Source organism: Paenibacillus sp. UNC451MF (assembly GCF_000686845.1).
GTDB lineage: Bacteria > Bacillota > Bacilli > Paenibacillales > NBRC-103111 > Paenibacillus_S.
In genome coordinates, this window is sequence record NZ_JMLS01000001.1 from 213,259 (window position 1) to 235,012 (window position 21,754).

Consider the following 21,754-nt stretch of genomic DNA (forward strand, 5'->3'; position numbering starts at 1 on the left):
ATGGTTATATTAGTTAAAAGATCAAGAAAGAGCGGAGGGATACATTGAAAATTGTATGGCAATTAGGTGCTGCTATACTTTTGGCAGGTCTTCTGGCTTGTCTTGTTATTCTTCTTGTATACCATGGCATAATTGCAAAATATAAACACGATTTGACAAGCAATACGAGCGCTTTCTTGAATGCTCTCCAATCGCAAGATTATGAAAAGGCTGCAAATCTATACGGAAATTCCTTAGATATTGATAAAATTCGAAAGCTGGATGAAAACCAAGGGTTTCGGCTTCTGTCCTTCGATAACATTTCCTCCAATTATGACGACGGATGCGTCTGTACGGGAAAGGCAGAACTGACTTTTGAAGTAAAAGGGGCGCCGCTGAATGTAACGGCCATTGTGACCACGGGAACGGATTATAAGCCGGGTCAAATCTGCGCCATTACGCCTTCAGGCGTTAAGCGGGGATCGATTCCCGAGCTTTCTGAATGGAACATAGCTGCCTGTGGCAGCGACTCGTTTTAAGGGAAATGTGGTTATTGGACTTAATCAATTAGTTTATTTTTATAAAGCAATGACAGCAGTCCGGGGCTTTTTATGTACCCCAGGGCTGTTTTTTGTTTGGGGAGAAAAGGAATCAACACTTTGTTTAAACGTAAAAAATACTATTTACATTTAGGCGAGTTTCATTTATTATAAACGATGTTATTAGTAATAATTACGAATATAACCTTGTATTCGTTTTGGGGCTGAGAGGAGGGTCTGCTAGGGAATGGAACTGGCATCAATGAAGCAAGTCGTCTTTGGATACTCGGAATATCCTTGTCTGGACAACGTCAATCTCAACATAACAACTGGAGAATTTGTGGCTGTTATCGGTCCGAACGGAGCGGCGAAAACAACGCTGTTGAAGCTTATGCTCGGCTTGGTTAAGCCATGGAGCGGTCAGGTTGAACGGAGAAGGCTTGGTGTTCAAGGTGAAAAGCTCGTTATTGGATATGTACCGCAGCAGATGGCTTCTTTTAACAGCGGCTTTCCCAGTAAAGTGGTCGAATGGGTCCGCTCAGGTAGGTGGAGCAGAAAGCGTTGGTACGAGCGGTTCAACGAACAAGATCACCACATGGTAGAGCAAGCGCTGAGACAGGTTGGACTGTGGAATCAACGGGATGCGAGAATCGGAGAGCTGTCAGGGGGGCAAAAGCAGCGCATGGGGGTGGCAAGGGCTTTGGTGCAGGAGCCGGATCTATTTATCCTTGATGAACCGACAACCGGCATGGATACCGAGAGCCGACAGGCCTTTTATGAGCTGATGCATCGAGAGGTGAAGGATAGCGGAAGATCCATCGTTATGGTCACTCACGGATTAGAGGAAGTACTGCCTAGAATCGATCGCGTTATCGAATTGAAGCGCAAGGAGGGAGGGGATTGGAAATGCTGCACTACGAGTTCATGCAGCGGGCATTTTTGGCCGGTGGCATAGTGTCCGTTCTTGCGTCTGTGCTAGGTGTCTATTTGATGCTTCGCCGGCAGGCATTGATGGCCGATACGTTATCCCACGTTTCCTTGGCCGGTGTCGCTATAGGTGGACTGCTCCATTTGAATCCGGTGATGACGGCTTTTGCTGCTGCTGTGATCGGTGCATGCGGTGTTGAGTATGTTCGAAGATCATTTAGAGCTTTCAGTGAAATATCTATCGCCATTATTATGATAGGCGGATTGGGCTTTGCGGTAGTTACCATGAATATGAACCAAGGTCTTAGCAAAAGCATGAACGCTTATTTGTTCGGTTCCATACTAGCTGTGAATACTGTTGAGCTTTGGTTGATGTTAGGGGTAGCGGCGGCTGGAAGCTTATATTTCTTCTTGCTGCGCAGACCCCTGTATGTCCTGACCTTCGATGAGGAAACAGCGGAAACGAGCGGCGTGCGGGTAAAACTGATCTCCTTTTCATTTAGTGTTGTGTCAGGTATGGCGGTAGCCGTAGCGATGCCGATAGTTGGTGTATTACTGGTGTCTTCGTTAGTTATATTGCCTGCCGCATTAGCGATTCGAATCGCACCGAGCTTTGCGGCTTCGATCGGGGTGTCGATCCTCATTGGGCTTACGGGGGTTAGCGCCGGCCTCACTGCGTCTTACAAGCTGAGCACACCGCCGGGCGGGACGATTGCGCTCGCGCTGCTGCTGTTTTTGATAAGTGGACTATTGCTAAAAAGAGTCTGGCTGTACATAGGAAAGCTTCGCAATAAAAAGCATCCGCAAGGAGTGGAGCAAAAGCCAGAGGAAGAGAAGAGGATAATTACTCAGGGAACTCTATGAGGACAAATCAAAGGAGGATGAAAATGAAATCATTATTTCTTACTAAATTACTAAGCTTGGTGCTCGTGACTGGGATGATAACAGCGGGGTGCGGTGCGGCCGAGCAAGCGGCGGCTCCTAAAACAGACTTAAAGCCGAGTACGGAGTCTAGCTTGCCTGGGAAGGAAGTGTCTTTACAGCAACCGAAGTTGAAGGTGGTGACGAGCTTTTATCCGCTGTATGAGTTTACTCGTCATGTAGCAGGAGACAAAGCGGAGGTCGTTAACCTGATTCCAGGGGGCGTAGAGCCTCACGATTGGGAGCCGACGGCTCAAGACATGAAGATGATACAAGAGGCCCGCGTGTTCGTCTATAATGGTGCAGGCTTGGAGAGCTGGGCAGATAAAGTATTAAGCAGCTTTAATAAGGAAAAAACCACGGTAGTCGAAGCCAGCAAAAATATGGAATTAATAGAGGGAATGGAGCACGATGAAGACGATCATGACCATGATCATGGCAAGGAAGCCGGCGATAAGCATAGCGGCGGGAACGAGCAAGCCCCTGCCGATCCTCATGTATGGCTTGATCCAGTGCTGGCGCAAAAAGAGGTTGAGTCCATACAGGCTGCGCTGGAGCTGGCTGACCCTGCCAATAAAGAGGCTTACAAGACTAACGCTGCGGCGTATATTGCCAAGCTGCAGGAGCTGGACAAGTCTTTCAAAGACGGACTGGCATCCGTCAAACGCAAAGAGTTCGTTACGCAGCACGCAGCCTTTGGCTACATGGCCAAGCGCTACGGCTTGACTCAAGTACCTATTGCAGGGCTTTCGCCGGAGCAGGAGCCGACACCGAGTAAAATGGCGGATATTATCAAGTTCGCCAAGGAGAAGCAGGTAAAGACGATTTTTTTCGAGACGCTGGTTAATCCGAAGGTAGCCGAGACCGTAGCCAAGGAGCTTGGTGCGAAGACGGCTGTGCTGAATCCGATTGAAGGGCTGACCGATGAGGATAAAGCCAAAAATTTGGATTACATCGGTATCATGAGCAATAATCTGGCGGCTCTAATGGCCACGTTGAGTGAATAGTTAATTGTAAATGATCTAAAAAAGATCGATGTTTCTTCTCTCATAGGCGAGGGGAGAAGCATCGATCTTTTGAATTATACTGCCTATCAAAACTAGAAAGGCGTCAGGTTGGCTTCGTCAGCCAAGCTTATACCGATAATGCATTATGAACGGGACCGCCAGGAGGAACGAGCCGCTCCATACCGTTCATGTAGGGCCGTAGAGCGGGAGGAATCCAGATCGAGCCGTCTTCCTCCTGGTGATTCTCAAGCAGCGGAATCAGAATTCGTGGCGATGCTACTGCCGTATTATTCAAGGTATAGCAGTAATGAGGCTTTCCTTGAGCGTCACGATATCGGATATTCGAGCGACGCGCCTGGAAATCGAGCAAGCTCGATGAAGAGTGTGTCTCGCCATAGCTATCTCGGCTTGGCATCCAGCTCTCGATGTCAAATTGCTTGTAGGTTTTCTGCGACATGTCGCCCGTACAGACGGACATGACCCGATAGGGCAGCTTCAACAGCTGCAGCAGCTCCTCCGCATTGCCCGTGATCTCCCGGAGGAGCTCCTCCGAACGGTCAAGGCTTGCTTCGCATAGGATAACCTGCTCGACTTTGGAGAATTGATGTACACGGTATAAGCCGTGCACATCCTTGCTGGCGGAGCCTACTTCGTTGCGGAAGCAGGTGGAGGCTGCGGCTAGCTTAATCGGCTCCGTAACATCAACGGTTTCATTGCTGTAATATGACACCAGCGGCACCTCGGATGTTCCGACAAGCCATCTTTCTTCCTCAGGTACGGCATATACCTGGTCCTCTCCGAGAGGGAAGAAACCGGTCCCGGTCAATGCTTCTGCTCTAGCCATAAGCGGTACCTCTAATGGAAGGAAGCCTTTGTGCATAAGAAGATCCAGAGCGAGCTGTTGCACTGCGCGATGCAGCATAACCCCTGCACCCTTCAAGTAGTAGTTCCGGCTTCCTGCTGTTTTCACGCCCCGGGGAATGTCGATCATATTGTGCAGTTCTCCAAGCGCAACATGGTCTCTCGGCACAAAATCAAAGCGGATGGGAAAGCCGACACGACGGATTTCCACATTGTCCGCATCGGAACGGCCCACCGGTGTATCGGGGGATACGATATTAGGAACCCGAAGCATCAGCTTTTTAAATGCTTGTTCGGCTCCAGCAAGCTCTGCCTCCAGCCGAGCAAGCTCTCCGTTCAATTCCTTGACAGTCTGTTTACATTGATCGGCTTTCTCCATATTTCCTGTTTGCATGAGAAGGTTAATGTCTTGCGACATTTTATTTCTGGCTTGCCTGAGGGGCTCGATTTGCTGCAGCAGACTGCGTTTCTGCCCATCCCACTCCAGCAGCTCGTTGATGGATACCTCCATTCCTTTTTGATCGGCAATCGTTTGCAGTCGTTCTCCGTTCTCTCGGATCCATTTGATGTCCAGCATAGTACCGCGCTCCTTTTCGTAAAAAATACAAAAAGCGCCCTCATCCGTATGGGACGAGGAGCGCTCAGCTCGCGGTGCCACCCAACTTGACCGAACAAACAAGGTTGTTCGATCCTCTTTGGTTCCGCGGTAACGGGCGGGTCCGGTTAGCTTAGGGAGCAGGAGCCCCTTGACGAAAACGCCTCCGAGTTGGATTCTCTTCATAGGCATAATAGACACGATTTAATTTTTACTAGTATAGCTTATTTGTTAGGAAGTAATCAAGTGAAAGATGAAAACGTGAATATTGTCTAAATTGAAGTGTGTTTTGTTCATGGATCGTTCCGCTCCCCCCAATTACAATAGGATAAGTTGTACTTTCATTAATACATTAGTGATTTCGGAGGGATCCATTGTGCAATTCAATGAGCTAAAACAGGAAACAAAGCTGTGGTATCGCAAGCCAGCCAAAAAATGGCTGCAGGCGCTTCCGCTGGGCAGCGGCCGCATAGGCGCAATGGTACATGGAGAAATCAACCGTGAAGTGATCCAGCTTAACGAGGATACTGTATGGACTAGAGGGCCAGCTGACCGCAACAATCCGGACTCGCTGCAAACGATCGATGAGATACGCCGGTTACTTGCTGAAGGTAAAGTGGAAGAGGCGCACGATATCGCTGATATGGGCATGATGGGAGTATCTCGCCGTCAGCCGCCTTACCAAACATTAGGCGAGCTTAATTTGTTTTTTCCAGGACAAAAGGAAAGCATAACAGAGGAATACCGCAGGGAGCTTGATTTGGAAACCGGGATTGCCAAGGTCAGCTATCGAATAGAAGATACCGTCTATACAAGAGAAATTTTTGCCAGTGCAGCGGATCAGGCTTTAGTGGTTCGATTGACGGCAGACCGTCCGAGTCGACTTCGCTTCGGTGCTAATCTGTTCCGCAAGTTTGATGCGGTTACAGAAACGTCTGGAGCAGACACGGTCTGCTTGGACGGGCAGTGTGGGGCATGGGGAACGAAGTTCCACGTTCGATTGAAGGCCGTACTAGAAGGCGGAAGCAGTCGCACATTAGGCGATCATATTTATGTTGAAGGTGCTGATGCCGTCACTTTGGTGCTGACAGTGTCGACGGATTTCCGATTTGAGCAGTATCGCGAACGATGCAATGAGGAGCTGCAGCAGGCAGCGGCCATTCCATACGCATTGCTGCGTGAACGGCACATCGCGGAATACCGTCCATGGTTCGATCGGCTGAAGCTGTCCCTTGCTGACGAAGCTCATGAAGAGCTGACCAAGCTTCCAACGGATGAACGGTTGGCTCGTATGAAGAATGGGGAAGAGGATACGGGACTAACGGAGCTCTACTTTCACTACGGACGTTACTTGTTAATTGCAAGCAGTCGTCCGGGCACCATTCCGGCTAACCTGCAAGGGATATGGAATGATAGCTACGTTCCGTCCTGGGATTCTAAATATACGATTAACATCAATATTCAAATGAATTATTGGCCTGCGGAAGTATGCAACATGACGGAGCTTCATTTCCCATTGTTCGATCATTTGGACCGAATGCTCCCGAACGGTCAGGAGACAGCCCGTGTCCAGTATGGGGCGCGCGGATTTATGTGCCATCACAATACGGATTTGTGGGGAGATACGGCGCCGACCGATTTTGCCCGGGCGGGATTGTGGCAGATGGGTGCCGCATGGCTGTGCTTCCACTTGTGGGAGCATTACACGTTCAGTCTGGATAAAGGATTTTTAGCAGAGCGCGGGTATCCCTTGATGAAGGAAGCCGCCTTGTTCATCCTGGACTTCGTCGTGAAGGATAGCGATGGAAACCTGCATATTGGACCTACCGTATCACCTGAAAATATTTTCCGACTGTCTAATGGTGAAGTAGGAAGAATATGTATGGATCCGGCTATGGACATTCAAATTGCCAAGGGATTGTTCGAGCGCTGCATTGAAGCGGCCGGGATTCTCCAAGTGGACGAAGACCTGCGTCAGCAGTGGAAGGAAGCGAGCGACCTGCTGCCGGAACCGAAGGTCGGACGTTTCGGACAGCTGCAGGAATGGGATGAGGATTATGAAGAACATGATCCCGGGCATCGACATTTATCTCATCTGTTCGGTATTTTCCCCGATCATCAGCTGCTGCGTGACGAGCGGTGGTCGCAAGCGGCACGAGTTGCTCTGGAGCGGCGCTTGAAATACGGCGGTGGCGGTACGGGCTGGAGCCTTGCATGGATTATTAGTCTATGGGCACGCTTCTCGGAAGGGGATCAAGCCAATGAGATGCTCACGAAGCTCCTTCGTGTGAGCACTGCTGACAACCTGCTCGATCTACACCCGCCGCTTATTTTCCAGATCGACGGAAACTTGGGCGCCGTTGCCGGTATAGCTGAAATGCTGATTCAGTCGCATGAAGACTCCATTCGATTGCTGCCGGCTCTGCCTGCCGCGTGGTCTCAAGGGGTTGTCGAAGGACTTCGTGCCCGTGGCGGCTTCGAAGTATCGATGCAATGGGAGCATCTGCATCTGAAGCAGGCTCGGATCGTATCTCTGAAAGGCGGCATCTGCAGATTACAATCTGATCTGCCGTTACAAATTCAACTTAATGGACAATCTGTTGTAATACAGCAAGGGCCGTCCGGGATTATTGAATTTCCGACTCAAGAGGGCGCTGCCTACGACATAAGCGTATTATCATAATAAGAGACACTAGACCAACCTGATAGATAGGTTGGTCTTTTTTTCATGACTCTATAAGTGCCATTAGAAGACAAATATCAATGATTGATAGAAATGGAATTAATAGAAATACAGGCTGGAGCGCAGTACGAGTTATTTACCGGAAACGTATTAATAAACTATCAAAGGAATTTTTGAAGGAAGGTATTTGATACGAGGGGATGAACGGCTATGAAGAAGGTTTGCCTATATTGCTAGATTTGGCAGCTTTAATCGCGGACCGGCAATAGTAGATTGGTTACCGCTGATAGAAGCGGGAACATCAATCCATAAAGGAGAGTGATATGAATGGTTGAGCTAATGGTCCCGATCACAATTCTTGCCTTTCTCTGTACGATTATGTTTATATTTTGGAGGCCTCATGTCAATGAAGCGATTCCGGCTTCCATTGGTGCTGCTTTCGTTCTTCTAAGCGGTAGCGTTACATTAGCCGATTTGGGAAAAATAATGGAGACGATAAGCGGAGCGGCAATTACGATTATAGCAACGATTGTGATGGCAATTGTGCTGGAAAGCTTCGGTTTCTTTCAATGGGCAGCGGAAAAACTGGTGGACAAGGCCAAGGGCTCAGGGATACGGCTTTTTTGGTATATAAACCTGCTGTGCTTTCTCATGACTTTGTTCGTCAATAATGACGGCAGCATTCTTATTACGACACCGATCCTGCTGCTCCTGCTGCAGCATCTCGGCTTGAAAAATCATCAAAAAATACCTTATCTTTTATCCGGGGCTTTGGTAGCTACGGCCTCCAGCGCACCGATTGGAGTAAGCAACATTGTCAATTTGATTGCTCTTAAAATCGTTCATATGGATTTATACATGCATACGGCGATGATGTTCGTTCCCGCTACTTTGGGACTTGTACTGCTCGTCTTGTTGCTGTATCTGGAATTTCATAAAGTATTACCGCGCACATTGCCGGGAGGCACGCGAAAATTTGCTCTCGTCAAAGGCAGTCACCCGCTGCGGGGGGACGATCAGCCGATGACGGTAGAGAAGCGCAACCGATTTATGAGAAATATTTTGATCTTTGTTTTTTGTGTTAGAGTCAGTCTTTTTGCAGCGTCCTATTTCCACGTACCTGTTTCGTTGGCGGCCATTCTTGGATCTGTTATTTTACTGGGCTGGCGCTGGTATCGTCTGAACATTTCTCCAGCGGATATGTTGAAAAAAACGCCGTGGTATATATTCATATTCGCCTTTGGCATGTATGTCATCATCTACGGCTTGAACAACATTGGACTAACTCAGTGGCTTATTGAATTATTGCAGCCGCTAGTTACAGGCAGTCTGCTCCAAGCCAGTGTGATGATGGGCGCTCTGGTATCGATTCTCTCCAATCTGTTCAACAATCATCCTGCCTTGATGGTGGGAACATTGACGTTAACCAACATGGGCCTCGACCCGCTAACGCTAAAAATTTCTTATCTGGCCAGTGTTATTGGCAGTGATGTGGGGTCGCTGCTTCTGCCAATTGGAACATTGGCTACCTTGATGTGGATGCATATTTTAAAAAAGGGCAAAGTTCCGATAACGTGGGGGCAATATTTAAAAGTCACTTCTGTCGTTATCCCCATAACGACGATGTTCACGTTAGTTGTTTTAGCTTATTGGGTTAGTTGGTTTTTTTAAGAATGAGCACGACAAGAGCCTGGAGGCTATCCTGTATCAGGAGGAATAGCCTTCCGGGCATTTAGTTTCTAAATGGGGACCGTTTTGGGGTATAATGGAAATGATGCGTTTGAGGTTCGAATTTCCCGAAGGGGCATACGGCCAGATAGGCGTATGGAGTTACGAATGATATGGGTCAGATAGAAGATTTATTAGAGCAGGAGCAGGAAGGAAAAGTAGTGGTCGCTTAAAGAGTCATAAATAATTATGATCTAGGCGAACGCACAATGAAAAATATTACATATACTGTAGGCATGTGACTAAGTTGTTGCGGAGGGGTAACAATGGCGAACTATCATTTTATCGGAATTAAGGGCAGCGGTATGAGCGCACTGGCGCAGATGCTGCATGATCTTGGGCATGGTATTCAAGGCGAAGATATCGAAGACTATATTTTTACACAGGCCGCTTTGGAATCAAGGCATATTCCGATGTATGCTTTTGGGGCTGCGCCGCTGCCGGCTTCAGAGCTGACGGTAATTGTATCCAATGCGTTTCAGGACGATCACCCTGCGGTTGTCCGATGTAGACGGGCTGGCTATCCTATTCGCCGATACCATCATTTTCTCGGAGAATGGATGAAGAGCTATACAAGTATTGCTATAACCGGCTCACACGGCAAAACGACGACGACCGGGATGATGGCTCATGCACTCGGATCGGTTCGTCCGACCTGCAGTTTAATCGGAGACGGTACGGGTAAAGGGAGTCGGAACGCTAATCTTTTTGTATTCGAAAGCTGTGAGTATAGAAGGCATTTCCTGGCGTATCAGCCGGAAATCGCTGTAATTACGAATATTGATTTCGATCACCCGGATTATTTTGCAGACATTCATGACGTTAGATCGGCATTTGAGGAGATGGCCTCCTTAGTAGGCAGCCGGCTTGTTGCCTGCGGTGACGATGCTCAGGTTCGTCAGCTGCAGACTGCGAAGAAGACGCTGCTTTACGGCTTGGGTGAGCACAATGAGTTAAGAGCCTCGGAACTCGCTGTAGAAGGCGGCGGAGTCGCTTTTACCGTTCATTGGCATCGGACGCAGCTTGGCCGCTTCTGGATTCCTGCTTTTGGCAAACATAACGTTCTTAATGCTTTGGCAGTAATCGGAACGGGGCTGAGCCTTGACCTTGATTTGGAGCAAATCCGCGAGCATATGAGGGGCTTTGCCGGAGTAAAACGGCGGTTCACGGAAAAACAATGGAGAGGCAATGTGCTGATCGATGATTATGCTCATCATCCTTCGGAAATTACGGCTACCTTGGAAGCGGTTAGAAGCAAGTACCCGGAGAAAAAAGTAGTTGGAGTGTTCCAGCCTCACACATTCAGCCGGGTCGAGAAGCTGATGGAGGATTTCGCCGTATCTTTAAGAGGGGCGGACGATGTATTCTTATGCCCGATCTTCGGTTCGGCAAGAGAGGCTGCAGGCAGCGTATCCATTGAGCAGCTGCGTGAACAAATACCTAATGCACAGCTCATATCGGAGCATACCGTAGGTGATCTAACTTCCTATGAAAATAGCGTATTGGTTTTCATGGGGGCCGGAGATATCCAGAAGTATCAGGTATTGTTGGAGAAAATGTAACGCTTTTGCAGTTAGCGGGATATAAAAAAGAGGGTGCCCCAAGTCATGGTAATGGCTCGGGGCACTCTTCGCTTAATTAGGCTTTCAAAATATCTTCGATGGCATTCAGCACATCATCTGTCAATGTAATTCCGCTTGCAGCGCAGTTTTCAACCACCTGCTCAGGACGGCTGGCACCTACAAGTGCGCTCGCTACATTGCTTTGGCGAAGAATCCAGGCAATCGCAAGCTGGGAAACTTTAATGCCAAGCTCATCGGCAATTTTGGAAATTTTCCCCACGCGAATGAGGTTCGTTTCGTTCAGCTGCTTCTCACCCCAGTTTTTGCTTGCAGCACGGCTATCTTGAGGGATTGGTTGACCAAGACGGTATTTACCTGTCAACAGGCCTTGAGCCAATGGCGAGAAGACGACTTGACCGTATCCTTTTTCTTTACCGATAGGAATGATTTCTTTCTCGATGTAGCGATTGAACATGTTATAAACCGGTTGGTTGACGATGATTTTGTCCAACAGCAGCTTGTCCGCGATAGCGTATGCTTCCACGATTTGTGCTGGAGTCCATTCGCTTACGCCGATATACAGCACTTTCCCTTGGGATACGAGATCGTCTAGCGCACGCAGCGTCTCTTCCAATGGAGTTTCTTTATCATAACGATGGCAGTAATAAATATCGATGTAGTCAGCGCCGAGACGCTTCAAGCTTGCATCGCATTGTTCCATAATATGTTTGCGGGACAGGCCGCGGTCGTTAGGGCCTTCACCCATCTTGTTGAACACCTTTGTAGCCAGGACATAGGATTCTCTAGGGTATTGGGACAACGCTTTGCCCATTACTTTTTCGGCTTCGCCGCGCTCGTACATGTTCGCAGTGTCGAAGAAATTGACGCCTAAATCATAAGCCTGCTCAATGGAACGGACGGCATTATCGTCAGCAACATATCCTCCATAGGTTAGCCAGCTTCCTAAGCTGATTTCGCTGACCTTAAGTCCACTGTTGCCTAATCTTCTGTATTGCATCGTAAAAACGCCTCCCAGCATGGTCTTTTTCTTTGCTACCTAGACATTATAAAAATAAACAATCGTTTTGATAAGAGCTGAAAAAGAGTTCATTAACTTACCCCAAGGTACTAGACTTACGTATAGGTTACTTGCTATTTTGGAAAAAAACTGAAAATCACACCATTATTGAGATTATTGCTGAATTTATGATAAGAATGAGTGAATTTTCGCTATTGCGATTGTAGAGATCAGGTTTTAATTCATTTGAAAAAGATAATAAAAGAAATTGTAACAATATTTCGAATTAAGGAGCTGTCAGGATGTCGGATGTAAAAATTACGGTTTCGGATAACGGTCCTTTGATCGTTAACGGGGAAATTCAGCTGCTGGATGGTGCTGGAAATCCATTGACTACCAAAGAAGCGACTTATCTTTGCCGATGTGGTCTGTCCAGCAACAAGCCTTTCTGTAACGGCGCCCATAAGGGGCAGTTTGAAAGTGTAGTAAGAGCGTAGGCATGAAAGGGAAAAAGACAGGCATGCTAGTGTCTGTCTTTTTTTTAGATATGTTCTTAGTAAATTGTTCTCCATAAATAAAAGGTCGCATAGGCTTTCCAATCGCCCCAAGGGGCTGATAGCTGCTTAAGCTCTTCTAGGGACGGTTTGGCTTGCATGTCTAAAAGCTGCTTTATGGCATTATGCAAGCCTACGTCCTCGATTGGAAAAGCGGAAGGCGCTTTTAAACACCGCATGAGTACATAATTGGCGGTCCAAGGTCCGATGCCGCGAATTTGCACAAGCCGCTTCTCGATAGCTTTTGGATCTTGCAGTTGGAGCAGCATTTCTTTGGAGAGCTGCCCCTCCGCAATCAGCTTGGCGACTCCGATGAGATATTCGGCTTTTTTGCCGGTCAGCTGAAGCGGGGTCAGGTCCGCAACCGATAATGCTGCCATCGTCTCGGGGGTTGGAAAAAGCCAAAAGGCTTGTCCGTTCCAAGTGACGGATTGACCGAAAGCTTCGACGACTCTTCTTTTTAATGTATAGGCGAATGCGAGATTAATCTGCTGACCGAGAATCCCCCAGCAAAGAGCCTCGAATAAGTCGGGGATTCCGAGGATGCGGAGGCCGTGAAACTGTTCTACAACGGTGCTGAGCAGAGCATCCTGCTTGGCGATTTGATAGAACGACTCAAGCTGCGTGCTAAGATCGAACCATTCCCACACGTAGCTCGCTGCTGCTGCACGCTCCGATGGACTTGGAAAGTCGGCTTCACCGAGAAAGCGGATTTTCAGGGTATTATCTTCGGTGGAGGTTATTTGTGCAAGTACTTGATTGTTTTCGACAGGGATCAGTTTGTATATCGCATTACCGTCGACATGAAACATACATTCGTTGGACGAACGTTTAAGGTATCCCAGATTATGTTCAAAGCTGAATACGGATGGCGGAGTCATCAGGATATGATCTTCATGATCAGTCCAATGCTCGCCCGGGAGTTGTATGTGATCGGCGTTCATGGCGCCCTCCTATTCATTAAAGCATCGTTCTCTTCTTTTTTATCATAACAAGCAGCTGCTGGCTTTTGGAATCTTGCTCTTCTATTCTGCACCTATTACGTTTTGGGCGCAACAAGGGTATACTGGCAGTGAGGTGAACGCCCGTGAACAACGAAATATGGCAGGCGATAATTAACAATGACGCGTCCTATGACGGGAAGTTTTTTTATGGAGTGGCAACGACCGGCATTTTTTGCAGACCCTCTTGCAAATCAAGGAATCCTAACAAGGAACATGTAAGAATATTCGATAGCGCCGAGCATGCCTTGGCTGAGCAGTTTCGACCGTGCAAGCGATGCAAGCCGGATGGTAAAAGGCTGCCTGATGAGGATTGGGTACAGCACATTGTTCAAACGATAGAGCAGCATTATCATGAGCCGCTTTCTCTTATGCGCTTGGCTGATATGCTTCACGGGAGTCCGTATCATATGCATCGGACGTTCAAACGAATCCGAGGCGTCACTCCGGCCGAATATATTCAACAAATGCGCTTGGAGGATGCCAAAAAGCTGCTGACTGAATCCCATTTACCTATAACCGAAGTCGCCTTACAAGCGGGCTTCTCGAATGCAGCATACTTTGCCACGGTATTTCAAAAAAAGACGGGAAAGTCGCCTTCAGATTTCCGGCATTCATTCGGAAATGAGTAAAGGGTACGGCGAACAGTGACACCGAGAATGTATATAAGGTATAGGTATGTATTGCAAATGATAATAATTAGAGTATAATAATAAAAAATTCAAATCCGAATTTCAATGATCGGGACAGTAGTTAATCGATTTCAGTTGCAGCGAGCCGGGGGGGTGAAAGCCGGTACGAAGTCATTAATGAAGCGGACCCGCGAGATGGCCTTTTGAACCGTAAGTAGGAAGGCCCGGCTGAAGACCGTTATCTTATAAGGTGGTTAAACCCAGGTTTAACAACAAGAGTGGTACCGCGAGCACAAAGTCCTCGTCTCTTAATTGAGACGCGGGCTTTTTTTGTTGCAGCTGTTTTTAAAGTACGGCAACGTACACTGAGGAGGGATAGCGAGGATGCTGAGTCATTTCATGATGGGAAGTCTAGTTAGGTCGTTAAAAGGCCTGTTTGACGAGCTGGGAACAGCATGGGGGGAAGGGGTCAGGTTTACGCTAGAGCAGCCAGCTCAATTGGAGCATGGGGATTATTCGACTAACGTGGCGATGCAGTTGGCTAAGGTGCTGCGCAAACCGCCGATGCAAATTGCAGAGCTGTTGGTCAAGAAGCTGGAGCAGGACGGATTAATGGACCATCTCATTTATAAAATAGAAGTGGCACCGCCCGGGTTCATCAACCTCTTTTTGGATTGGGAGCAATGGGCCAATAAATCATTCACATTGCCGGAGGTAAGCGGGGAGAAGGTTGTCATCGAGCATACTTCGATCAATCCGAACAAATCGGCCCACATCGGACATTTAAGGAACTCATGTATTGGGGATGCCCTGGTGAAGCTGCTCAGGAGAGTGGGATATGAAGTCGAGGTTCACAATTATATTGATGATCTTGGCAACCAATTGGCGGATACGGTCGTCGGGCTGCACAATACGCAGCTTCATAAAAGCCATACCCGCTTCGGCGATTTTTGCTGGGATGTCTATTCTCAGATCAACAAGGACTATGAGAAAAATCCGTTATTGTTGGAACAACGTACTCACGTGCTGCACGCTTTGGAGGAAGGGGATTCAAATACCGCCTGGATGGGGCTGCTGGTAGCGGAGCGGATTGTTCGCGAGCATGTGGAAGAAATGAAACAATTCGGCATCGAGTATGACCTATTGGTTTGGGAAAGCAGCATTGTTAGGGAGGGCTTCTGGTCATCTGCTTTTGACCTGTTGAAGCAAACGCAGCTTTTCTATAAGGAAACCGAAGGAAAGCTGGCCGGTTGCTGGGTACTGAAGCAGACTCAAGACACAGAAGAAACAGAGTCTGAGCATCAAATTGATAAAGTTCTGGTTCGTTCTAATGGCATCTTAACATATACGGCTAAGGATATTGCTTATCATCTTTGGAAATTCGGACTGCTTGACAAAAGCTTCGTCTACAAGCCGTTCGCAGATAAGCTGTGGACGACCTCTACTGCCGGAACGGTAGCGCCTTTCGGCCAGGCGGCGATGGTAATCAATGTCATTGATCATCGGCAGCAGTACCCGCAGGCCATGGTAAAGCAGGCGCTTGAAGCGTTGGGGTTCACGGGCCAAGCAGAAAAGCTGCGCCACGTAAGCTATGGTGTCGTATCGCTTAGTCCAAATGCTGCCGCTGAGCTGCAAATTGACACATCAGACGGGAAATCGTCTTATGCTATGTCCGGCCGTCAAGGCATCGGAATTAAAATAAGCGACTTGCTAAGTCTGATGGAGGACGTGATCGATAGCAAGCGTTCAGATAAAGAGGGATTGTCCAGTAGGGATATTGCTGCCGCTGCCATCAGATATTATTTGCTCCGCTTCAACCTCCAGACGGAAGTTGTTTTCGATCTGCAGCAGGCAACCGAAATATCCGGCAATACCGGTGTTTACTTATTGTACTCCTATGCCCGTGCCTTCCGTGTGTTGAGCAAAGCCGAGCAGGAGCTGAATAGAATTCCGGGGGCTCCATCTTCGTTCCCGACTATGGAAAAGCAGGAATATGCTTTGATAAGACATCTGTCTCACTGGGAGGAGACTCTGTATACGGCGAGCAAGGAGCTGGCTCCGAATATCATTTGCAGCTATGCGCATGAAATGGCTACTTTATTCAATCATTTCTATGCGGCATGCGCCATTCTTAAAGCGGAGGAGGAGAGCAGAGACTTCCGGATTTGGCTTGTATCCCGCTTTAAAGACACATTGGGCGATGCTCTTCAAGTGCTTGGCTTGCCGACTCCGAGCAGAATGTAAAGGGGAGCCAGCGGGCTCCCCATTCATTTCTTATAACGTAAGGACAGCTTGATCGTTCAACACATCCTCAATGCTATGGAATTCGCAGCCATGCGCCTGAGCGACCGCTTTATAGGTGACTTTTCCGTCTATCACGTTAATTCCTTTGGCCAGCTCTTTCTTCTGCAGAGAGGCTTGTCTATAGCCATGATTAGCGATAAGCACGCCGTACGGTGTGGTCACATTAGTCAATGCGATGGTCGAAGTCCGTGCTACAGCGCCAGGCATGTTCGCTACTGCATAATGAACAACGCCGTGCTTTTCATAAGTTGGCTGACTGTGAGTCGTGATCCGGTCAATCGTCTCAATGGACCCTCCTTGATCGATTGCAACGTCAACGATAACAGAACCTTTTTGCATCGTCTTTACCATCTCCTCTGTCACAAGACGGGGGGCACGCGCTCCTGGGATGAGTACGGCTCCGATCAGCAGGTCTGCTTGCCTGACGGCCTCTGCGATGGAATAAGGGGAGGATACTAAGGTTCTTAGCCGTCCTTGGAACTGATCGTCCAAGTGCCGCAGCCGATCGGGATTAATATCCAGCAGCGTCACGTTTGCACCTAATCCGATTGCCATTTTGGCAGCATTGGTGCCGACAATCCCACCGCCGAGAATAACGACCTCTGCGGGTAAGACACCAGGAACTCCTCCTAGCAGAACTCCCTTACCACCTTGAGACTTCTCAAGGAAATGGGCACCGATTTGGATCGAAATGCGTCCGGCTACTTCGCTCATAGGCGTTAGCAGAGGAAGAGAGCCATTATCCAATTGGATTGTTTCATATGCAATAGCAACGATTTTATTATCTATAAGCGCCTGGGTTAGCTCCTTTTCCGGAGCAAGATGCAAATAGGTGTAAATAATCAAGCCTTTCTGGAAATATTCATATTCCTGCTTCAGCGGTTCTTTCACCTTCACTACCATATCTACGGACCATGCTTCCTTTGCGGTAGCAACGATTTTGGCTCCGTGTAAAGCATACTCCTCATCCATAAATCCGCTTCCTAGTCCGGCTCCGCTTTCGACCCACACCTCATGACCGTTTTGGATATAGGAAATGACGCCGGCTGGTGTTACTCCGACTCTGTTCTCGTTATTTTTTAATTCCTTAGGTACTCCGATTATCATATCAATCCACTCTCCTGATTATGAATTTCGTGTTGAGCTTTGTTATGCATACCACTGTCTTAACTATAAGACGGATTTGTAAACTAAGTATTAAATACACGTAAATAAAATGTTATTAATTGTTTTATATTGGTTTTTGTTTGTTGTTAGGGTCGAAAGAAAGCCCCAACGATGAGGCTTTCTTCGTATGCTTAAGCTATAGGTAAACGATGGTTTGTTCTACTTTACGGTTTCCAGCGTCCGAAGCAGCATGGTTACGGCTTCTGCACGGCTCGCATTGTTGTCCGGAGCGAAGAGGTTGCCCGGGTAGCCCTGGATCAAGCCTTTTCGCTCCGCAAGCGCAACCGATGACGCAGCCCAAGGCTGAATTGCGTCATGATCTGCAAATGTGCTGCTTCCATCTGCTTTATCTTGCAAGTCAAGCGCTCTAATGATCATCACGATCATTTCAGCCCGGGTGATGTTCTTATCCGGCTGGAAGCTGCCGTCTTCGTAGCCTCCAACAATCCCTGATTTGGTCAGAATAGCGACCTCTTGCTTCGCCCAGTCGCCGATACGGTCGGTATCGGTGAAGGATAGAGGGATATCTTGATCCTTTAGCTTTAAGGCGCGAACCAGCAGTACCGCGAACTCGGCTTTTGTTACCGATTGATCAGGAAGGAACGTTCCGTTTGGATAGCCTTGAATCCATCCCAAAGAAATGGCCTGCTCAACCTTTGTTTGTGCCCAATGTCCTTCCATATCTTTTATCGGTGCTTGTTTTGTCGGTTCTGTTGGCTTGCTTGTTTCAGGTACAACAGGTTTTGTTTCAATAGGAGGTGTTACTATAACCTCGGGCGGATTAGGAGAGGTAGAACCGCTGCTTCCACTTGAGTGCCCACTGCTTGAATTTGGACGTATTACGTTAATCGTATACAGCTTTTTGGTGCCGTCCTGAGCTTTTACCGTTACCGTTACGGTATTGCTGCCGATCATAAGATTATCACCGCCAGCTATTGTTACAGCTGCTCTAGAATCTGCAGCCTGATAAGTGACTTGAGCAACGGTTGTACTTCTAGGGACGAACAGGGTGTAGCTTAACTGCCCCGCTGTGAAGCCGGGTACCGTTTCTCCGTTTACTTTTAAATCCAGCAAATCCGTATTAGAAGAAAGCTCAGCATTTGCACGGTTGACGACAATGGTGTATTGCTTATGCCTTGCTTCGGGTCCGTTCACATCAATTTCCACTAGGTTATCGCCTACTGCAAGAGCTTCGCCGCCTGTAACGGTTACTGCCGCTCTGGAGTCTGCAAGCTTATAAGTGACTTCAGCGACTGTCGTGCTGTTAGGAACGCTCAATGTATAGCTCAGCTTATCGGCTTCAAAGCCGTCCAGCGTCTTACCATTGATCTTAAGGTCAAGCAGATCTACACTCGAAGGCCGGCTTACTTTGACGGTGCTTTCGGATTTGAAATTGCCATTCTCGGTCACAGCGGTAATCGTTGCTGTACCTTCACTCAGCCCTGTGACGAGCGCTTTCCCATCATGTGCTTCCACGGTTGCTACCGCTGCATTGCTAGTCGTCCAGGTAACCTTTTTATTCGTTGCATTCGCAGGTACGATCGTTGCGGTAAGCTCTGTCGATTGCCCTTCAACCAGATTCACTTGCTTGCTGCTTACTTCAATGCCTGTAACAGCAACATCGCTGCTTTCCTCTTTGGAGGCGCTAGTCAGGTTAGGAAGCGTTTCTTTACCTTGTGCATCAGCTACCATAGCCTGCTGAAGCTGCGCGCTTGCATCTCCACTGTTCGCTTCAACCTGAATCTTTACAATGGGAGCATCCGGTTGAATGGTTGTAGCGGAAGAAAGCACTATTCTAGTCGTTCCGTTAGCAGAATCATTGCGCAGAACCTTTACACCTGCTTGGGCCGGCTCAATGCTTTTAACGGCCAGACTGCTCGTTGCAAGCTGAAGATCAATCGCTTTGGCATTGGAGGTTACTTGGTCCAAAGAAAGCTCAAACCCTTTTAATGAATGCGTTGTTGTATCGGTGACTTTAGTTAATTTCAGATTGGAAGCATTCGCATTGTTCTGATCCTTCTGAGGTACGAACATGCCGTCAATGACTTTGGAATCCCCAATAGGCTGATCGACGCCCAGCGCTGTAAGAATCGTAGCGGCCAAATCCTTTGTTGTCCCGCCTTGAAGCAACTTTTCTTTCCCCGTATCCGTTGCTACCGTTCTGCCGTTGGCTGCGAAGAAAATGGTCTTGGACAGCGGAGATTCGATGGCATGGTCAAGCGGGTTGCCGCCAAGTGTATGATCGGGATTTTCCACGCCGCCTCCGTGATCGGGAAGCAGAACAATAAGAGTATCATCGAGCAAATGGTTGTTTTGAAGAGCTTTATAGATCGTTTCAACATTCTTGTCCGTCTTCGTCCACTGCTCATAGTATTTTTTCGTATAGAATCCATACGAGTGTCCTGCATGGTCCACATCATCAAACTGGAAGAAAGCTAGAGACGTATCGTTAAATTTACCGCTGGCTGCATATTGGGCAAAAGCGGCTGCATCGGCTTCGTCGCCCAGCATGGTAGCTTCCACACCGACAGAAGGCTCGATATGGCCTTTAAAGACATTGCTCCATGTGACGAAAGCGGCTTGCTTTGTTGCAGGCAATGCCTCCCGCAGTTTTTTAAATACCGTCGGGTAGGGGGAAGTCTCACTATAGGTGTAGTTCCCGCTTTCATAGTTCGCTATTTTATGCTTGCTGTAGTCCACCCCGGTCACCATTGACCCCCAGTTCGGTGAAGAGACGGTCGGAAGGGTCGTTTGTGCCGTGTAGCTGACGGCGCCTTTCTCAACAATGCTTCTAATCGCTGGAATGGAGAGACGACTGCCTACTTCTTCCTTGGTCGAGCTTAGAGTTTCCCAATATGGAGCTTTAGAAGTGATGGATGCCCCACCGCCGTCAATACCAATAACGACAACATGCTTATAAGGCTGATATTTTACTTTGTCGGCGATTTTTGCCAGTACATCCTCTTGATCAGCAGGCGCAAGCGCGATATCTCCAACGGTAATGTACCCGTCCTGATTCACGTCCTCGGTTTCTTTGGAATGCACTTGAACGGCTGCCAGAGGCTTATTTAGCGATTCTATGACAAGTGGCGTCGTTCCGTTATAAAATTGCGCATCGCTAACCTGAAACGTACCTTGTCCAGCTGCTGCCTTTGTGTTAAATGTGAGCTCGGCAACGGTGGATTTTGCGAATTCCAACGGGTTGGTCTGATTAAATACTTTTCCTCCAGTGAGCTTCAGCTTAAGATGGCCTGGTGTGGAAGCGTCGATATAGGTAGCATTCGTTACACTGGCAAATTCAAATAGATGACTGTCATAGGCAAGATCCACATCCAGCTTATCGATTCTCGTACTCATCGTCGGTGTACGCAGATCCAGATTGAAATGGAATTGTGAGCCTTGAACGGCATGCTGCGCACCAATTAAAGAGAAGGTACCATTGAACGGATCCAGCGCTACAGGAGGAGCTTGATTGTAAATGTCAGCAGCTTCCTGAGCGGTTATAGCTCTTCCTAGTATCTGAACGTCATCCAAAGTCACATCCAGGTTCGAGTCGTAATTGCCTGTACCATCATTACCGATGTTAGTATCCAGGTTGGCGTCCAAAGTCCCTGTCAGGCCTTGAATATCCATGGTGCTTGCAATGTTGTTGTAGTTGTTGCCCCTTACTTTGGTAACTGTAACGGGACTGCCATCTTTGTAAAAGTCAACGCGCCCTGTCGCACGGTCATGAGAGATGACAATATGATGCCAGCTTCCGTCAGCGACATTAGGAATGTCAGCATCCAATCGGCTTTCGCCTGCAGTCCGGTAATTCCAGCTTAGAGTGCTGTTTTTTAATACGACCGCATAGCCTGTATTTCCGCCGGTGCTCCAGTTTTTATTGGAAATGATAGCTGGGTCGGAAGTAAGGCCAGGGGACTTGATCCAGAAGGCCAAAGTAAAGTTTTTATTCGTACCCATTTGCAGAGAGGCCGGTTTACCTAGATTGACGTACTGTTTAACGGAGCTTGTTTTTTGCAGATTAATGGCATTTCCGATACGCCCGTTCACAAAAGTCGGGTTGCCGACGGCGGTAGCAGTTAACGGATTAGACGAGCTATCCGTAAAATTGTTGTCAAAAAGCATCCGTACAATGTAATCAGAGGATGCAACCGCTGCATGAGCCGTTGGAACGTAAGATTGAGGCAAGTAAGGAAGGGCAGGCGTCGTAACGGCGATAGCGGCTACAAGCGCAGACACGGCTATCTTTTTAAATTGAATGTTCAAACGATCG

General features: G+C 48.0%; 15 protein-coding genes and 1 other annotated feature. Of the genes, 10 read left to right on the forward strand and 5 right to left on the reverse strand.

The window, feature by feature from the left end:
* Positions 1 to 44: 44 nt before the first annotated feature.
* From BP97_RS0100950 to BP97_RS0100965, 4 genes are all read left to right on the forward strand, one after another.
* Positions 45 to 518, forward strand: a complete 474-nt coding sequence (locus tag BP97_RS0100950) for a hypothetical protein (protein WP_028547438.1) — start codon at positions 45 to 47, stop codon at positions 516 to 518.
* Between the two features lie 247 nt (positions 519 to 765).
* Positions 766 to 1,473 carry a metal ABC transporter ATP-binding protein gene (locus BP97_RS0100955; RefSeq protein WP_028547439.1) on the forward strand — a complete coding sequence of 236 codons (708 nt, stop codon included), beginning with the start codon at positions 766 to 768 and terminating at the stop codon, positions 1,471 to 1,473.
* On the forward strand, positions 1,419 to 2,309 hold the full coding sequence (locus tag BP97_RS34765; RefSeq protein ID WP_064745643.1) for a metal ABC transporter permease: 891 nt from the start codon (positions 1,419 to 1,421) through the stop codon (positions 2,307 to 2,309). Before BP97_RS0100955 ends, BP97_RS34765 begins: the two co-directional genes overlap by 55 nt.
* Positions 2,310 to 2,332: 23 nt before the next feature.
* Positions 2,333 to 3,373, forward strand: a complete 1,041-nt coding sequence (locus tag BP97_RS0100965) for a metal ABC transporter substrate-binding protein (protein WP_028547440.1) — start codon at positions 2,333 to 2,335, stop codon at positions 3,371 to 3,373.
* Positions 3,374 to 3,500: 127 nt separating this feature from the next.
* On the opposite strand, the gene serS is transcribed toward BP97_RS0100965, so the two are convergent.
* A complete protein-coding gene (serS, locus tag BP97_RS0100970; RefSeq protein ID WP_028547441.1) occupies positions 3,501 to 4,811 on the reverse strand; it encodes a serine--tRNA ligase in 1,311 nt (436 codons plus the stop codon).
* Positions 4,812 to 5,205: 394 nt separating this feature from the next.
* Between serS and BP97_RS34770 the strand changes: the two genes are divergently transcribed.
* The 3 genes from BP97_RS34770 (at position 5,206) to murC (ending at position 10,802) form a co-directional block, all read left to right on the forward strand.
* Positions 5,206 to 7,512, forward strand: coding sequence for a glycoside hydrolase family 95 protein (locus BP97_RS34770; protein ID WP_036745302.1), 2,307 nt, complete (start codon positions 5,206 to 5,208; stop codon positions 7,510 to 7,512).
* A 327-nt stretch (positions 7,513 to 7,839) separates the two neighbouring features.
* A complete protein-coding gene (locus BP97_RS0100980) occupies positions 7,840 to 9,183 on the forward strand; it encodes an ArsB/NhaD family transporter (protein WP_028547442.1) in 1,344 nt (447 codons plus the stop codon).
* A 323-nt stretch (positions 9,184 to 9,506) separates the two neighbouring features.
* A complete protein-coding gene (gene murC, locus BP97_RS0100985) occupies positions 9,507 to 10,802 on the forward strand; it encodes a UDP-N-acetylmuramate--L-alanine ligase (protein WP_028547443.1) in 1,296 nt (431 codons plus the stop codon).
* 76 nt (positions 10,803 to 10,878) lie between these two features.
* On the opposite strand, the gene BP97_RS0100990 is transcribed toward murC, so the two are convergent.
* Positions 10,879 to 11,820 (reverse strand): aldo/keto reductase family protein, encoded by a 942-nt coding sequence (locus tag BP97_RS0100990; RefSeq protein ID WP_028547444.1) that lies wholly within the window; start codon positions 11,818 to 11,820, stop codon positions 10,879 to 10,881.
* 302 nt (positions 11,821 to 12,122) lie between these two features.
* On the opposite strand from BP97_RS0100990, the gene BP97_RS0100995 reads away from it, so the two are divergent.
* Positions 12,123 to 12,317, forward strand: coding sequence for a CDGSH iron-sulfur domain-containing protein (locus tag BP97_RS0100995; RefSeq protein WP_028547445.1), 195 nt, complete (start codon positions 12,123 to 12,125; stop codon positions 12,315 to 12,317).
* A 56-nt stretch (positions 12,318 to 12,373) separates the two neighbouring features.
* On the opposite strand, the gene BP97_RS0101000 is transcribed toward BP97_RS0100995, so the two are convergent.
* Positions 12,374 to 13,318 carry a DNA-3-methyladenine glycosylase family protein gene (locus tag BP97_RS0101000; RefSeq protein WP_081823862.1) on the reverse strand — a complete coding sequence of 315 codons (945 nt, stop codon included), beginning with the start codon at positions 13,316 to 13,318 and terminating at the stop codon, positions 12,374 to 12,376.
* A gap of 143 nt (positions 13,319 to 13,461) precedes the next feature.
* Between BP97_RS0101000 and BP97_RS0101005 the strand changes: the two genes are divergently transcribed.
* Positions 13,462 to 14,007, forward strand: coding sequence for a bifunctional transcriptional activator/DNA repair enzyme AdaA (locus tag BP97_RS0101005; RefSeq protein WP_028547447.1), 546 nt, complete (start codon positions 13,462 to 13,464; stop codon positions 14,005 to 14,007).
* A gap of 96 nt (positions 14,008 to 14,103) precedes the next feature.
* Positions 14,104 to 14,319: a binding site (T-box leader), on the forward strand.
* A gap of 72 nt (positions 14,320 to 14,391) precedes the next feature.
* Complete coding sequence (locus BP97_RS0101010; RefSeq protein WP_028547448.1) at positions 14,392 to 16,251, forward strand: arginine--tRNA ligase; 1,860 nt, start codon at positions 14,392 to 14,394, stop codon at positions 16,249 to 16,251.
* Between the two features lie 30 nt (positions 16,252 to 16,281).
* On the opposite strand, the gene ald is transcribed toward BP97_RS0101010, so the two are convergent.
* Together ald and BP97_RS38550 are read right to left on the reverse strand one after the other, a co-directional pair.
* Positions 16,282 to 17,418, reverse strand: a complete 1,137-nt coding sequence (gene ald, locus BP97_RS0101015) for an alanine dehydrogenase (RefSeq protein ID WP_028547449.1) — start codon at positions 17,416 to 17,418, stop codon at positions 16,282 to 16,284.
* A gap of 219 nt (positions 17,419 to 17,637) precedes the next feature.
* Positions 17,638 to 21,747, reverse strand: a complete 4,110-nt coding sequence (locus tag BP97_RS38550; RefSeq protein ID WP_051620255.1) for an S-layer homology domain-containing protein — start codon at positions 21,745 to 21,747, stop codon at positions 17,638 to 17,640.
* Positions 21,748 to 21,754: the final 7 nt, after the last annotated feature.